Here is a 14369-nt window from a genome sequence, read left to right as displayed (position 1 = left end):
CGCTCGCCTCCCCCTCGCGCCGCCCGCAGCGACTCGTCGAGCTCGATCGTCGGGCTTTTCTCTCCACCCTTCAATAGCCGAGCAATGACATTCAACGGCTGCCAAAATAGGTCCAATTGGAACCTAATGACGCCTCCAAGCGCTTGAACCCCCGGAGAAGAGGAGGACGACATGGCAGAATATCGAAACACTGATGGAACGACCACCATCGTTGAGAAGCGATCCAATGCTGGCGTTATGATAGGCCTCGTCATCGCATTCATCGCGATCATCGTCGCCTTGCTGTTCCTGACTGGATTCTGGAGCGCCGACGTCAAGAAGAGCGGGTCGCTGCCCGATGTGAAGGTCTCGGCGCAGGGCGGAAGCCTGCCTGAGGTGGACATGCATTCCAAGGAAGTCGTTGTGGGCACCAAGGCGACCAAGGTCACCGTGCCCAAGGTCGAGACCACCAAGACCACCGTCGACGTTCCGGTGGTCGGGGTGAAGGACGACAAGAAATAAGCCCAGCCTAGCCGCCATGCTTACTGGCGAGCAGCAAAGAAAGACCCCGACGGCTCCGCCGTCGGGGTTTTCCGCGAAAATCAGGCAGCCAGTTCGCGCGGCGTCGTGAGCAGAGCGCCGATCGCGGCAGCATCTACCGGGCGGCTGATCAGATAGCCCTGCGCCATGTCGCAATGTGCGTCACGCAGGAAGGCGAGGCATTCCTCGTCCTCGACGCCCTCGGCCACCACCTTTAGGCCGAGCTCGTGGGCCAGCTCAATGGTCGAGCGCACCAGCACCCCGTCGCTGCGATTGCGGTGCGCGAACTGCACGAAGCTGCGGTCGATCTTGAGCTCGTCCAGCGGCAGGCGCTTGAGGTAACTCAGTGTCGACTGGCCGGTACCATAATCGTCCATCGAGATGGCGATGCCCATCGCCTTGAAACCCTGAAGCGCGGCGATCGCGCCTTCGCCGTCGATCATCGCCGCTGACTCAGTCACCTCGAACACCAGCCGGCCCGGCGCCAGCCCGCTGTCCTCGACCAGCTTGCGCGCCGCGGCGAGGAACGGCTCCGAGCCGAGAAGCTTGGCCGAGATGTTCACCGCACCGCTGATCCTGTTGCCGTCACTTTCCCAGGCGCCCAGATCAGCGATGGTCTGGCCGAGCACGAAGAGGGTGAGCCCGGCGATACGATCATTGCGTTCGGCGAGCGGGATGAAGGCGTCGGGCGAGATCATGCCGCGCTCGGGGTGAATCCAGCGCACTAGCGCTTCGACGCTCGCGATATGGCCATGCGCGATGTCGAATTTGGGCTGGTAGAGCACGCGCAGGCCACCCTCCGCCACCGCTTCGTCGAGCTCGCCGAGCAGTGACAGGTCACGCGCGGCCTCTTCCCCCTCGCGCTCGGCATGGACATGCCACCCTGCACCCGCCGCCTGCGCCTGGGCTGCGGCGAGGATCGCGTTGGCCACGACCCGCCCGGCGTCGCGCGGCTGCCCGCTCGCCATGCCGATCACCAGCGACACGTCGATCTTGCGGCCCTGGACCTCGACCGGCGCGAGCATCAGCGCGCGGAGTTGCTCATAGTGCCAGGTGAGCTGTTCGGCATCGACCGTGGCGCACCAGCCGAGCACACGGTCCTCCACCCGGTACACGGTGTTGCCGGCGCCGATCAGGCTGACGCGGTCGCGCACGCGGCGGATCAGGTCGCCGACCGCGTCTCCGCCGATGGCCGCGACGATCTTCTCATAATCAGCGATGCGCGCGGTGGCGACGACCAGCGGCGCGTCGCCATCGCGCGTCGCGGCGACCAGCGCGAGGCGGTTCGGCAGGCCGCTCTGCGCGTCATGCGCCCGGGCGCGGCCCACCGCCTCGGCAACGCGCATCGACAGCATCGCCGATGTGGCGACAGCCCATGCAACCAGCGCGGGAACGAGTTGGAAGACGCACCCAAAGGAACTCGCGGCACCGACTGCCGTGCAGAACAACAGTGCCGGACCGGCAGCGATAATCCCCCCGAGCATCCAGCGCCGCCGATAGGAAACGAACGTGGCCATGCCGGCGAGCATCAATGCCACGAGCAACGGCGCGATCCAGCCGCCGGCCACCGGCACGCCCTGCAGCAGCGTCTCGGCGGCGAGCGCCTGGATGACCACCCCCGGCACGACACCGTGAGCGGGCGCGACATAGCGGTCGCCGACCTCGATCGCCGTCGCACCGATCAGCACCCGCTTGCCACGCACTGCGGCAGGGTCGAAATAGCCGTCGCGGACATCAATGAAGCTGAGCCGCGGAATGGTTGCCGGATCGATCGCATAGTCGATCGGAAAACGCGTGCTCGCGTCGCCGCCGCGCTGCGCGAGGATCGCGGAGAGCGCAGGACGCGGCACGCCGGCAGTCACCGCGCCGAGCGGGACGTTGCGCACCACGCCGTCCGCATCCGGCGCAACGATGATCGAGGCGAGCATTGCATGGTCGCGCAACTGCTGCACCGGAAGAGAGTCGGTCACGCCGCGCCGGCCGCTCCCCGGGGGTTGCGAGAAGGTCGGCAGGATCACCTGGCCCTCAGCCCGCGCCAGCGCGGCCGCGAGCGCCGCATCGTCGTCGGGATTGGAGCGTGACGAGAAGTCGACATCGAACGCGATCGCAGCCGCGCCGGCCCGGCGGAGCTGGTCGATCAGCGCGGCATGGTTGCGGCGGGGCCAGGGCCAGCGGTCGATCCGCGCGATGCTGTGCGCGTCGATCTCGACGATCGTAAGGTCACCACTCGCTGCGTGGCGCCGCAGCGCGAAGCGCCAGTCCTGCACCATGTGCTCGGCACCGGTGCCGAGTTCTCCCACACCGACCAGCACCCCGGCGCAGGCCGCGAGACCCAGCGCAAGCGAACGCCACCGACGGCGCAATAGCACTAGAAGGGGAGACGGAAGCGGTGCGCGGCTCATTGGGTCACCTACCGCGACAAAGCTAACGGAGCGTCAATCGTACCTAGCCCTTCGGGTTGCCGCCGCCGCCGCTGTTGCCGTTGCCGTTGCCGGAATTGCCGTTCCCGTTGCCGGAGCCGTTTCCGTTGTCCGACCCGCCGCCATTACCGTTGCCGTTACCGGAATTGCCGTTCCCGTTGCCGGAGCCGTTTCCGTTGTCCGACCCGCCGCCATTACCGTTGCCGTTACCGGAATTGCCGTTCCCGCTACCGGAACCGTTTCCGTTGTCCGACCCGCCGCCATTACCGTTGCCGTTACCGGAATTGCCGTTCCCGTTACCGGAGCCGTTATCGGACGCGCCGCTGCTACCGTTGCCATTTCCACTATTCGAGCCACCGGAGTTCCCGTTGCCCGAGCCGGTGTCATTACCCGCACCGCTGGAGTTGCCGTTGCCGTTGCCGTTGCCGTTGCCGTTGCCGCTGCTGCCCGCGCTGGAACCATTTCCATTGCCGCTATTCGACGCGCCAACCAAATTGCCGTTGCCTGAGCCGCTCGTCTCCGCGCGCGCGATCGCCACAGCGCTCGCCACCGCGGTGCCGTTGCTCTTGCCGCTGACCAGGCCGTCGGTGATCTTGCCGAGATCTGCCGGCTTAGCTTCGATCGGTGCGGCGACGACGCTGTTCGCGACATCCGCCCAGGCGATATCGTCATAACCGGCCGAATGGCTGCCGGCGCTGCCCGAGGCATCGACCGCCCCGGCGTCATCATGGTCCCCGCTCGCGCTCGCCCCATTCGGGGTCGGCGCTGCCGGGGCGGTCGCCCCGCCACGCCCACGTGCCGGTGAATCGATGCTGTGCGCGTTCTGGCCCTGCACCGTGAGGCGGAAGCGATCGCTCGCCATCACGCTCGCCACCGCACCGGGTCGGATCAGTTCATGCGCGCCGCCATCAGCGGTTGCCGCCTCGACAGCACCCTCGATCACCTGGACCGAGCTGCCCTCGCGGGTGACGGTAACGGAGAAGGTCGTGCCCTTCACAACGGCGGCGAGGTACGGCGCCTGCACCGCGAAACGCGGATCCTTGCGGTGTTCGATGCGGAACAGCGCATTGCCCCATTCCTGGATCATCTGAAAAAGGCCGCCGGACTGCGCCGCGACCGGAAGCCGCATCCGCGCATTCGCCGAGAGGGTGACGAAATCCTGGCCGCGCACCAATATGGCGCGCCCGGTCGGTCCGGTCATCACGGTGGCACCCGCCGGTACCGCGGCCCCGCGCGCGCCAGGGTGATCGCCCGCGCTGTCGCGTATGACGACGCGTCCGCTCGCCTCGCTGATCGTCCAGCCGGCACTCTGCGCATAGGCGCTCGTGCTGCACAGCAACGCAGCGATAGCAGCCATCCCGGCTCGAAGCATTGTGGAAACCCCCCTTCTCTCGCTTGCCGGATAGCGGGTCGTGCTTGCAACCAAGTTGGCGAGGCTGGTTAACTGTTCGCTTATCAACCTAATTTTTACAGCTGAGCGCGTAGGTGCGAGAGTTCTTGATTCACGACGGGAATGCCAATGCAGCGCCGGCCGGCCAGGGCCCTTGGAAAGCTTGTGCTTGGCTGCGCTGCGCTGGCTTTGTCTGGCGCAGCCGCGGCACAGAGCGCGCTCGACCGCGCCACCCGTTCGACCCAGGCCGATAGCGAGCGCCCGACTGCACCTGCCACCAGCGTCGCGCCCATCCCCGTCGACATCGCCGATGATGCCGCGCCGCCGCCTGCTGCATCGAACGAAGCGCCGGTCGCGGTCGGCGCCATCCGGCTGGTCGGGCTGCAAATCCTTACCCCTGCGGATTTCTCGGACATCCTCGGCGATTATGTCGGCAAGGAATGTACGACCGCCGATCTCCAGGCGCTCGCCACCAAGCTGACTCAGCGTGCCCGAGCGCGCGGTTACGTGCTTGCCTCGGCAACGATCGCGCCGCAGCGGCTCGTCGCCGGCGTGCTCGCGGCGTATATCGATGAGGGCCGTATCGCGCATGTTCGGATCGAGGGCAGCGACCGCGCCGCGCTTCATGCCGTGCTCGATCCACTGGCCAGCGGCAAGCCGATCACCATGGCCGAGCTCGAACGTCAGCTGATGCTGGCGAGCGATATCGACGGCATTGCCATCCGCCATACCCGCTATGCGCGCGAGCAGGGACTTGGCGTGCTGACGGTGAAGGTCAGTGCCAACCGCGTGCGGGGGCGCGTGGTCGTCTCCAATGACGGCACCAGGCCGTTCGGCCCCGAACAGGTGCGCATCGAGCTCGGCGCCGGCTCGCTGCTCGCCGCAGACGATTGGGTGAGCTTCACGCTCGGCAGCAGCTTCGAGCCCGGCGAGGTTGCCTATGCCAAGCTGCGGTACAAGCTGCGGGTCGGCGCGAGCGGCACCGAGCTCGCGCTCAGCGGCTCCTTCTCCGCGACGCATCCGGGCGCCTATCTCGCCCCCTATGACCTGGTCGGCCATGACGCCTTTCTTGGCGTCTCGGTGCTCAAGCCTTTGCTGCGCCGTCGCACCCACAGCATGTGGCTGAGCGCCGGGCTCGACCTCCGGGACGCACGGCAATGGTCGCACGGCATCGGCATTCAGCGGGACCGGATCGTCGCGGCGCGGCTCGGCCTTTACGGCTATCAGCGCTTTGCCGGCGGCAATCTGCGCTACAACGCGCTGCTGACCCAGGGCCTGCCGCTGTTCGACGCGAGCGACACCGATCTCGGCGCCTCGCGCTGGCTCGCCCGCGACGATTTCACCTCGGCCTCGGTCTGGGCCGACTGGACCCGGCCCCTCGGGGGAGGCGTCGGCGTCAAGCTCGCCGGGCAGGTGCAGGTCGCCTCTGGCCCCTTGTTCATCGCTGAGCAGATCGGGCTGGGCGGCGGACCGTTCCTGCGCGGTTATGATTATAGCGAGCGGTCGGGCGACGAAGGCGTCATGGGCTCGGCCGAGCTCCAATATTCCCTGCACACCGCCGATGACGGTACGGTGCGGCGCGCGCAGATCTACGCCTTCATCGATGGCGGCAAGGTCGCATATCTCGGCGGCGGTTGTTGCGGCGGCGCGCTCGCCTCGGGCGGCGGCGGCCTCCGCGCCGATCTGGCGCATGGCCTCGGCGCAACGCTGGAAGTGGCGGTCCCGATGACCGGCCCGCGCTACGACACGGGACACGCCGACCCCAAGGTCAACGTGGCGATCGCCAAGTCGTTCTGAACGGCGCCCGCGAGCAATCTAATCCGCACGGATCGCCACGGCTTCGTTGCCATAACTCCGATCGCGAGCGGACGAAAATTCCAGCCATGTCAAAGAGCGGCGCGCACCGCTTCTGACGGTTCGTGGGTGCCGCTATGGGCGATTTCAGGCATGGGTTGAATCGCGGGACGAGTTCGGGGCGGAAATGTTGGACGTGTGACATAATTCGACGCGGATTTTGGCGCTCCGAAGCGGGTTCCACGAGGGGAAATACCCGGAAAACGGCGCGCCCGAGTTGGAGAATTTTGTCATGCCTATCGGGGCTATTCGCAGTTAGGACATGGGACCGAGACAGGTGTCGACAGCGCTCAGCGCCTCCGAGGCTGTTGGGAATGTCATGAGGGGTCACTGACATTTCCTATCTGTACAGAACATTGTACAGATCCGCTCACACCCTGACTTGACTGCTTAAGCGACTGCCCTCGGAGAACCGTGCGATCCTGAGCGATGTCTGACGGCGACTGAAACGACTAAGGGCGAACGCCCGGGGAAATGTCACCGCGACAGAATTGTGAAGCCGGAACTCGATTCCTCATCCCCCGCCGCAAGTCTCACCAAAATGGTGCGATCCTTTTTGATCGCCAAAAAAGCACGGGCTATGCTGCCCCGAGCCCGCGACCGCTTCTGCAGGAAAACCGACGATAAAGAAGGAGGCCCCGTCAATGCCTCGGATACCATGCCCGCCAAGCCGCCGCCTGCGCATTTTCGCGCTCGACCCAAGCCTCGGCAGCTCGCTTCGGACCTATGATTCAAGGATCGCGACGGTCAACGTGCCGTTCGAGGCTGATCTCTGCAAAGGGCCGGTCGGTGAGTATCTCGAGGTCGTCGATGTCGATCCTGCCTCGAACCGCTATTATTTGCCGGTCGACCTGAACCACCCCTATCTGCTGGCGCAGGACGGGCTCGATCCGTCCGAGGGCAATCCGGGCTTTCACCAGCAGATGGTCTATGCGGTGGCGATGCGCACCATCGCCGTGTTCGAAGAGGCGCTTGGCCGCAAGGCACTCTGGGCGCCGACGGTGCCGAAGATCCATGACGGCAGGCCCAACCAATTCGTCCAGCGCCTGCGCCTCTATCCGCACGCGACGCGCGCGGCCAATGCCTATTACAGCCCCGACAGACGGGCGATCCTGTTCGGCTATTTCCCGAGCGAAGCCGAAGAGAATGCGACGACTCCGGGCGGCACCATGGTTTTTTCCTGCCTGTCGGGCGATATCATCGCGCATGAAATGACTCATGCCCTCCTTGACGGCGCGGCGCGGGGTTTTCGGGAATCGTCAAACCCCGACGTTCTCGCCTTTCACGAAGGGTTCGCTGACATCGTCGCGCTGTTCCAGCATTTCAGCTATCGCGACCTGGTCAGGCGCGAGATCGCGGCGGCGCGAGGCACGTCGGGCGCGGCGGGCCTGCTGTCCGGGCTGGCGAAACAATTCGGCGAAGGCGCCAGCCGCGGCGGGCCGCTTCGCGACTATGTCAATTTCCCGTCCGACCTGAGCTATGCGACCACCTTCGAAGTTCATGACCGCGGCTCGCTGCTGGTCAAGGCAGTCTATGACGCCTTTCTGCTGATCGTCGAACGCCGCACCGGCGACCTGATCCGGCTGGCGACGGGCGGCTCGGGGATCTTGCGGCCCGGCGCGCTGCATCCCGACCTTGTCGAGCGCCTGACCGACGAGACCTGCCGCGCCGCGTGGCATGTGCTGCGCATCTGCATTCGCGCGATCGATTATTGTCCGTCAGTCGACATCACTTTCGGCAGCTATCTGCGAGCGCTGATCACGTCCGATCTCGAACAGGTCGAGGAGGATCGGTTCGCCTATCGCATGGCGTTTCTCGAAAGCTTTCGGCACCTGGGGTTGCTGCCGCGCAACCTGCGCACGGTGTCGATCGAGACGCTGCGCTGGCGCTCGCCGCGCGGATCCAAATTGCGTGCCTCGGCGCAATGGGTCCAGGACGTCGTCGACGCGCTCCACATCGACTGGCGGACCAGCTTCACGCGAGAGGAGATATTCCTGAAGGGTGAGGAGCGGCGCAACGTCGTCCAGAAGCTGCTCAAGGAACGCATCTCGAACGAACCCGACATCGCCGCCGAACTCGGCCTGAAGCTCAAGCTACCGAAATATAAAGACGACTTCTCGGCTGATGAGGCCTGGGTCGAGCGCAACAAGGATGACCCGAACGCAACCAATTTCGAAGTGAGCAGCGTGCGCGCAGCGCAAAGGCTGCGCCCGAACAGCCAGTCGCGCGAAGAGATCGTGATTGTCCTTAACCAGCGCAGGCCGATGCCGATCGACCCCGGCCGACCGAAATCGCAGCGCTTCTGGTTTCGCGGCGGGGTGACGCTGATCATCAATCCGCGTGGGCCCGGCAACAAGGCCGAGATATTATACGCCATCACCCGCAGCATGCTCGACAAAGAGCGGCTCAGACGGGAACGCGCGTTTCGCGCCAACCCGGCAGGCGCCGGGCTGTCCGCGCTCTATCTCGCCGACCCGCAGCTTTCGAAAATGGAGCCGTTCGCGATGCTCCATCGGCGCGAGGAAACGGCCCATGAGTGACGAACGCGACGCGCCGGACGCGGAGACGGAGGGCGTCCTGCTCAACCTGTACTGCCATGGGCTTGGCGACTGCCACCTGCTCGGCCTTCCCGCGACCGCCGGCGGGCGGGCCTGGATGCTGATCGACTGCGGCCTGCACGGATCGACCAAGGGCGGCAGAGACCGGATGCGCGTGGTGAAGGAAGCGCTCCGCAGCGAGCTGGACGGCAAGGAGATCGCCGTCGTTGCCCTGACCCATGAGCATTGGGATCACAATTCGGGTTTCCACCCGACGCGCGGCGTGATCGCCGCCGGCGCGCCGGTGGTCGGGGAGGTATGGCTCGCCTGGACCGAGGATGCGACCTGCCCGCTCGGCGGCCAACTCGACAAATATAAGGGCCAGGCCTTCGCCGCGATCGATGCGAGCGAGAAGCGGATCGCCGCGGTGGACTCGCTGGGGCCCCTGAGCAAGGCATGGGATGCGATGCTTGGCTTCTACCGGCAGCCGGTTGATGAGTCAGGTGGCGACAAAGCTCCCACCGACGGCGACTTCGCGCTCAAGGGCGAAGTCACGCGCGCGGCGCGCGACGCAGCGGCGTCCCTCGCGGCCCCGAAACCGCCGCGCTATCTCCACCCCGGCGAGGTCGTGACGATCCCGGGCGTCGATGCGGTCCGCTGCTATGTCCTGGCGCCACCGCGCGACGCCAAATTGCTCGGGCTGCTCGACAGTGCCACGGATACCTTCAGCGCCGCGTCAGGGCGATCGCCCGTGCTTGGCGCGCTGTCCAATGCGCTTGCGGTCAACGCCGGAAGCCTGACGATCGACCAGGACGAGGCGAGCCCCTTCGACGGATCGGAAGGCATGTCGCTTTCCGAGGCGAAGGAGAAGGTCGCTTTCCTGCGCGAGCATTACGGCAATGATCCGGACCGGATGATCGAGCATGACTGGCTGGTCGGCGCGACCGACCTTGCGCTCCAGCTCGACGCCAAGACCAACAACACCAGCCTCGTGCTCGCTTTGGAGATCGTCGCGACCGGTCACGTCCTGCTGTTCGCCGCCGATGCGCAGATCGGCAATTGGCAGAGCTGGGCCAAGGTCGAATTCAAGGGCGCGCCGGGAAGGCCGGCGACTACCGGCGCGGAGCTGCTCGCTCGCACCGTCTTCTACAAGGTCGGCCACCATGGCAGTCGCAACGCGACCCAGAAGGAGGGGCTCGAGCGGATGACGGCGCTCGAGATAGCGTTCAACCCGACCGATCAGGCAATGGCGAAGAAGGTCGGCTGGGGCGATATTCCGGCAAGCAAGCTCAATGCCGAACTCGAGCGCCGGACCAAGGGGCGGCTGATCCAGTCCGACGCCGCCTGGATTCGCGACAAGAATAAGCCGATCCCGATCGCACCGGGCGGAGCGCTGGCGAGCATTGAGCGGAGCGATGGACCGGCGCTGAAACTGATCATCACCTGAAGGGAGATTTTCATGACAGTCCGATGACGTAGCGTAATTGAGTTAGCCATCCTCCTGCATATGCGGAATCGTCCAGGTGCGTGCAGGTCCGCCAATTCCGTTCGGCGCTTCGGCTGGGCCCTCTTCATAAAACGTTTATCAGCGCTTCGTAGTGCCCGGGTTCGGCTGGGGAACGGAGCAGGCATGAACGGAGGGCAGGTCGTTCTGGCGATCAATATCGCTGCGGCGGCCATTTTCATCTTTGGCTACGCGATGATTGCATGCTCATACCGCGCGCAACGTCCCGCTTTGTGGTTCAGCGCGGTCTATGCGATCGGCACGCTCTCACAGATTTTGAACTTTCTGATCTCGCTGATCGGCGGCGCGGCCGTGCTCGAGCGGGCGAGCTATTCGAGCTTCCAACTGGCGATCCTGCTCTTTTCAGCGGGCTGGGCGGCCTATCATCGCCGGCGCGCGCCGTGGCGCATCGTCGCCACCCTGTTATGCGCGGGCGCGGTCCTTCACGAACTCTCTTTTATCCTCCCGCCCGCGACTTTCGCTACCGGAATGGCATATCAGCTCCCCTTTGCGGCAGCCGCCATGCTGGCAGCCCATTCGGTGTTCTCGATCGGACCGCGGAACCTGTTGGTCAGGGCGTTGGGAGGTAGCTACGCGCTGCTCGCACTCAACTTCCTGGCCAAGCCTTTCCTGGCGCTGGAATGGGGATTTCCGACCCACCTGGTCGACTATACGGCCACCAGCTACGCCCTGCTGTCCCAGGCGAGCACCGGCATTCTCATGCTCGGATGCGGCATGATCCTGCTGCTGATCGTGGCGAATGCAGCGATTACGGAGGCGTTATTGGCGTCGGAAACCGATCCGCTATCCGGCCTGCTCAACCGCCGCGGCTTCGAACGGCTTGCGCAGGAGGAGATTGCGCGGGCTCGCAGCCGCGGCGAGCCGCTGGCAGTGGCGCTGTTCGACCTCGACCATTTCAAGCAGATCAACGACCGGCTGGGTCATGATGGTGGGGACCAGGCGATCGTCGGCTTCGCGGCGCTGCTCCGGCAGCACGCATCCGCGACCGCCGCGATCGCGCGGCTTGGCGGCGAGGAATTTGCGATGCTGATCGCCGAGGAGATTGGCCGAGCGTTCGACCGCGCCGAGGCCGTCCGCGTTTCGGCCATGGCATCAGCCGAGGCGACGCATCTCTCGCCCACCACCAGCGCCGGCGTCGCGCGACTATTGCCTGACGAAACGCTGTTCACCCTGCTCCGCCGCGCTGATCAGGCGTGTTACGCCGCGAAGAGCGGCGGACGTAACCAGGTGTGTCTCGCAGGCGAGCCAGCCGTCGCGCTGACGCTTGTCGCCAAGGACATGCTGGCCGCGGCGTGATGCGATCGCCTGACGTTCAGCAGCGAATAGAGAACTGACAAGAATTCCGAATTCCGGTGACCGCAACTCCAGGCATTCGATACGAGGGGACCATGAACGGCCTAACAGAGGACCTACTGGCGAGAGTCGCCGAGCGCGCGAGCGACCCCAGGCGCCGCTACATGACGGCTGCGGAAGACGAGGCGAGGGTTGAGCTGCCCGTCGCCGAAATCGAACGGCGCGAGGAAGAATGGACGCGGAGGCTTGTCGTTCGCTCCAACGCTCTGGAAGGCAAGGAAATGTCCCCGGAAGATGTGGAGCGCCACATGGATGAATGGCGCGTCAGCCGCGATGCTATACGCGACCAGATGGACGCACAGATGCGTGCCTGGGGCCAGACTCCCCCTGAGACCAAGAGCCTCATTGAAACCGAAGACTATTTCCGGGTCTCGTCCGAACCGGCCGGAGCCAAACCCTTGCAGCCGCCGCCGTCCGAGAGCGACTGGAAGGCGCTGGAACACATTGCCGAGCGTCCCATGCCCGAGGACTTGAAGCGTCTCTACACTGTTTCCGACGGCGGCTTCGGGCCAGGGTACACCGGTCTCAACCCGGTGCAGCTCATCAAGACCGGTTGCGAGGACTTCCGGCGGCGCGGACCCGATTATTGTGGCACCGTCGACTACCCCCAGGCTTTCCTTCCCCTCGCCAATGCGGACCTGGATTATCACTATGACCTGGATACCGGCCGTATCATCTCAAGCAACTCGCGTTGGGAAGACGAGGGTCTCGAGGCCAACGATATCTACGACCTGGCCTTTCTGAGCCTCGCTGAGATGATGGAAGATTGGCTCAGCCGCTCGTGAAGCATTCGGAAAACTGACACCGCAACTCTACTCACTCGTCTACGCCGAAGTATTTACGATGGAGGAAAAATGTGAGCGCCAGCGTATCGAAAGCATCGACACTATCAACCCGATTGTTCAGACGAATGAGGCCAGAGGCAGGTTTGGACACATAGGTACCATTCGCCGATCCAATAAACAGGTTGGTGGTCCAGTCAGCATAAACATCGTCCCCGCGCAGGTCCTTCGCGTAGCCAAGATATCGGATTTCGCACTTCGCCACGCCGCCGCCCGACCTCAAACGCTTCATCCTTCCGCTCTCACGCACGAGCCCCGCTGAGAAATCACCAAGAGCCTTCTCGTCTCTGCCGATTGCCACCAGCTTGGCGCGAAGATGCAGATCGAAGCAGAAGTCGCGCGGTATCAGCAGGTCAGATTTTCCGATGTTGATGGCGCGAAACGTGATTGCATCACCCGAAAATCCAGCAGTGAGAATTACATTGTCGCTATCAATAACGCTGGGATGGTGGCTCCGCGCATTGGCATCTGATGTGCTGCAAATGCCCAGCGCAACCAGCAGTGCGACTCTCACGAAAGAGGGAAATCCAATCATTTTCGACACAGCTCCTTATCCCCCAGTCACTCGATCAAAATCCGTGACGGTGCTGGAGCACACCCCTGCGTTGAGACGCGCCTAATTGAATAACACAGAGATTTAGTTGCGTTTCAACATAGGGCGCGCTCCAGTTCCGCACCGGAATTCCCGCTGGATCATCTCGTTCAGCCGGCGAACCGTGTTCCAGTTTCGCACGGTGCCCGCGCCAAGACGCTTCGTCGCAAGCTGGGACAACAGCCGGGAACGGGCCGGATCCTGTTCAAAATGAATCCAGAGATGGCCCTCAGCGAGTTTCAGGGACTCACCTTGGGTCGCATAGGGCATCAACGCTTCGATAGCGGCTTCATCCAGCGGCTTGCGCATGACGCGCACCGCGACGCGCGCGGGATCGCGCTCAGCTTGCTCGGGGAATGGATTGCTTCTCATCAATTTTCGCCAATGCGCCCCGGTCTTCACGATCGTGTCGATATGGCGCCCGAAACTTTGCTCGAACGCCGTTTCGAGGCGTTTCTCGAGTTGCCTGACCGTCGCACGCTCGCTTTCAAACACGGCATTGCCAGTCGCGATCAGCGTCTGAGGCCGTTTCAGCCCGATGGCCTCCATCATGGCACGCCAATCGGCCATGACGAGCCTGCGGTCATTCCCGATCGTGATGCTGTGGAGCAGGGCGATATGGGATGCCATCGATACCCACGCCATAGCCAATCGGCCGAAGATGCAACAGCGACAACTGGGGAGAATTCGCCAAAACAGTCATCCGGCCAGCCGCAAAATCCCCGCCGGTGAAGGCAATTAAGTGCACTGTCACCGTAACCCGGTGAAGGCAATTAAGTGCACTGTCACCGTAACCCAACGTATAAGCACCTGCAACACTTCTCTCTGCGGCTATAGCGGCGCAAACTCAAACACTTGGTTTGTGGGGCCAATGTTTGAAATATTGAAAGAACCACTAGCTGTCGTCGCCGCGGCGTACAGATCGCAACTATTTATTCTTACAAACTCAACCAATTCTTCAATTTCTACTCCATTTATTCCATCAAGGCTACAATTGAAATAGGCATAATTATTGTTTGAGTGTAAAATAACTAGTTGTAGCGTTGGCTCCATGCCCTTTTCGGCAATAATTGCAAGAGACGATTTGCTGTTATTCCAAAGCAAAGACCCAACCTCCGATGTGTCTTCATAAACATTCTCGGTCGGCAGGGCATAGCTTCTCAGCAGATCAATAAAACTGTCTTTATCCATATTAGTGACCTCCCGCATTAACTTTTAAGGTTTTTTGGTGTAAAAATTTTAATAAGGTCACCAGGCTGTAGGAGGGCTCGCGTTATTGGATCCCGAACCTGCGGACTCCATATATGTCACTGAGCACGGATTACGGGATTACCGTG

The 14369-nt window shown here is 63.5% G+C and carries 11 protein-coding genes; 6 read left to right on the top strand and 5 right to left on the bottom strand.

Annotated features, from left to right (window positions below; translation table 11 throughout):
• The first annotated feature begins 171 nt into the window (after window positions 1-171).
• Window positions 172-501 (top strand): hypothetical protein, encoded by a 330-nt coding sequence (locus AC1DVS_RS09285; protein ID WP_478022297.1) that lies wholly within the window; start codon window positions 172-174, stop codon window positions 499-501.
• Between the two features lie 80 nt (window positions 502-581).
• Here the strand turns inward: AC1DVS_RS09285 and AC1DVS_RS09280 are convergent, their stop codons facing one another.
• Both AC1DVS_RS09280 and AC1DVS_RS09275 read right to left on the bottom strand, forming a co-directional pair.
• The gene (locus tag AC1DVS_RS09280; protein ID WP_478022295.1) at window positions 582-2921 is read right to left on the bottom strand and encodes a putative bifunctional diguanylate cyclase/phosphodiesterase; all 2340 of its coding nucleotides are present in this window, start codon (window positions 2919-2921) and stop codon (window positions 582-584) included.
• 43 nt (window positions 2922-2964) lie between these two features.
• Window positions 2965-4296 (bottom strand): FecR domain-containing protein, encoded by a 1332-nt coding sequence (locus AC1DVS_RS09275; RefSeq protein WP_478022293.1) that lies wholly within the window; start codon window positions 4294-4296, stop codon window positions 2965-2967.
• Window positions 4297-4458: 162 nt separating this feature from the next.
• Here AC1DVS_RS09275 and AC1DVS_RS09270 point away from each other — a divergent pair, with 162 nt between their 5' ends.
• The 5 genes from AC1DVS_RS09270 (at window position 4459) to AC1DVS_RS09250 (ending at window position 12383) form a co-directional block, all read left to right on the top strand.
• Complete coding sequence (locus AC1DVS_RS09270) at window positions 4459-6126, top strand: ShlB/FhaC/HecB family hemolysin secretion/activation protein (protein WP_478022291.1); 1668 nt, start codon at window positions 4459-4461, stop codon at window positions 6124-6126.
• A gap of 701 nt (window positions 6127-6827) precedes the next feature.
• The gene (locus AC1DVS_RS09265) at window positions 6828-8723 is read left to right on the top strand and encodes a hypothetical protein (RefSeq protein ID WP_478022289.1); all 1896 of its coding nucleotides are present in this window, start codon (window positions 6828-6830) and stop codon (window positions 8721-8723) included.
• Window positions 8716-10167 (top strand): MBL fold metallo-hydrolase, encoded by a 1452-nt coding sequence (locus AC1DVS_RS09260; protein ID WP_478022288.1) that lies wholly within the window; start codon window positions 8716-8718, stop codon window positions 10165-10167. Before AC1DVS_RS09265 ends, AC1DVS_RS09260 begins: the two co-directional genes overlap by 8 nt.
• Before the next feature lie 183 nt (window positions 10168-10350).
• Window positions 10351-11541: a GGDEF domain-containing protein gene (locus AC1DVS_RS09255; RefSeq protein ID WP_478022286.1), complete on the top strand. Its 1191-nt coding sequence runs from the start codon at window positions 10351-10353 to the stop codon at window positions 11539-11541.
• A gap of 161 nt (window positions 11542-11702) precedes the next feature.
• Complete coding sequence (locus tag AC1DVS_RS09250) at window positions 11703-12383, top strand: SMI1/KNR4 family protein (RefSeq protein WP_478022285.1); 681 nt, start codon at window positions 11703-11705, stop codon at window positions 12381-12383.
• A 31-nt stretch (window positions 12384-12414) separates the two neighbouring features.
• Here AC1DVS_RS09250 and AC1DVS_RS09245 read toward each other — a convergent pair whose 3' ends face one another.
• From AC1DVS_RS09245 to AC1DVS_RS09235, 3 genes are all read right to left on the bottom strand, one after another.
• Window positions 12415-12975: a hypothetical protein gene (locus AC1DVS_RS09245; RefSeq protein ID WP_478022283.1), complete on the bottom strand. Its 561-nt coding sequence runs from the start codon at window positions 12973-12975 to the stop codon at window positions 12415-12417.
• Between the two features lie 102 nt (window positions 12976-13077).
• Entirely contained in the window at window positions 13078-13662 is a 585-nt protein-coding gene (locus tag AC1DVS_RS09240; RefSeq protein ID WP_478022282.1) for a DUF1697 domain-containing protein, read from the bottom strand.
• 201 nt (window positions 13663-13863) lie between these two features.
• Window positions 13864-14223 carry a hypothetical protein gene (locus tag AC1DVS_RS09235; protein WP_478022281.1) on the bottom strand — a complete coding sequence of 120 codons (360 nt, stop codon included), beginning with the start codon at window positions 14221-14223 and terminating at the stop codon, window positions 13864-13866.
• Window positions 14224-14369 lie beyond the last annotated feature (146 nt).

This window comes from Sphingomonas sp. P3_C5 (assembly GCF_056402635.1).
Note: the sequence above shows the minus strand (reverse complement) of the source record. Positions and strands in the feature narration are given on the sequence as shown.

Coding starts and splice junctions, on each gene's coding strand:
- AC1DVS_RS09285 (WP_478022297.1), top strand. CDS start 172: ATGGCAGAATATCGAAACACTGATGGAACGACCACCATCGTTGAGAAG.
- AC1DVS_RS09280 (WP_478022295.1), bottom strand. CDS start 2,921: ATGAGCCGCGCACCGCTTCCGTCTCCCCTTCTAGTGCTATTGCGCCGT.
- AC1DVS_RS09275 (WP_478022293.1), bottom strand. CDS start 4,296: ATGGCTGCTATCGCTGCGTTGCTGTGCAGCACGAGCGCCTATGCGCAG.
- AC1DVS_RS09270 (WP_478022291.1), top strand. CDS start 4,459: ATGCAGCGCCGGCCGGCCAGGGCCCTTGGAAAGCTTGTGCTTGGCTGC.
- AC1DVS_RS09265 (WP_478022289.1), top strand. CDS start 6,828: ATGCCTCGGATACCATGCCCGCCAAGCCGCCGCCTGCGCATTTTCGCG.
- AC1DVS_RS09260 (WP_478022288.1), top strand. CDS start 8,716: ATGAGTGACGAACGCGACGCGCCGGACGCGGAGACGGAGGGCGTCCTG.
- AC1DVS_RS09255 (WP_478022286.1), top strand. CDS start 10,351: ATGAACGGAGGGCAGGTCGTTCTGGCGATCAATATCGCTGCGGCGGCC.
- AC1DVS_RS09250 (WP_478022285.1), top strand. CDS start 11,703: ATGACGGCTGCGGAAGACGAGGCGAGGGTTGAGCTGCCCGTCGCCGAA.
- AC1DVS_RS09245 (WP_478022283.1), bottom strand. CDS start 12,975: ATGATTGGATTTCCCTCTTTCGTGAGAGTCGCACTGCTGGTTGCGCTG.
- AC1DVS_RS09240 (WP_478022282.1), bottom strand. CDS start 13,662: ATGGCATCCCATATCGCCCTGCTCCACAGCATCACGATCGGGAATGAC.
- AC1DVS_RS09235 (WP_478022281.1), bottom strand. CDS start 14,223: ATGGATAAAGACAGTTTTATTGATCTGCTGAGAAGCTATGCCCTGCCG.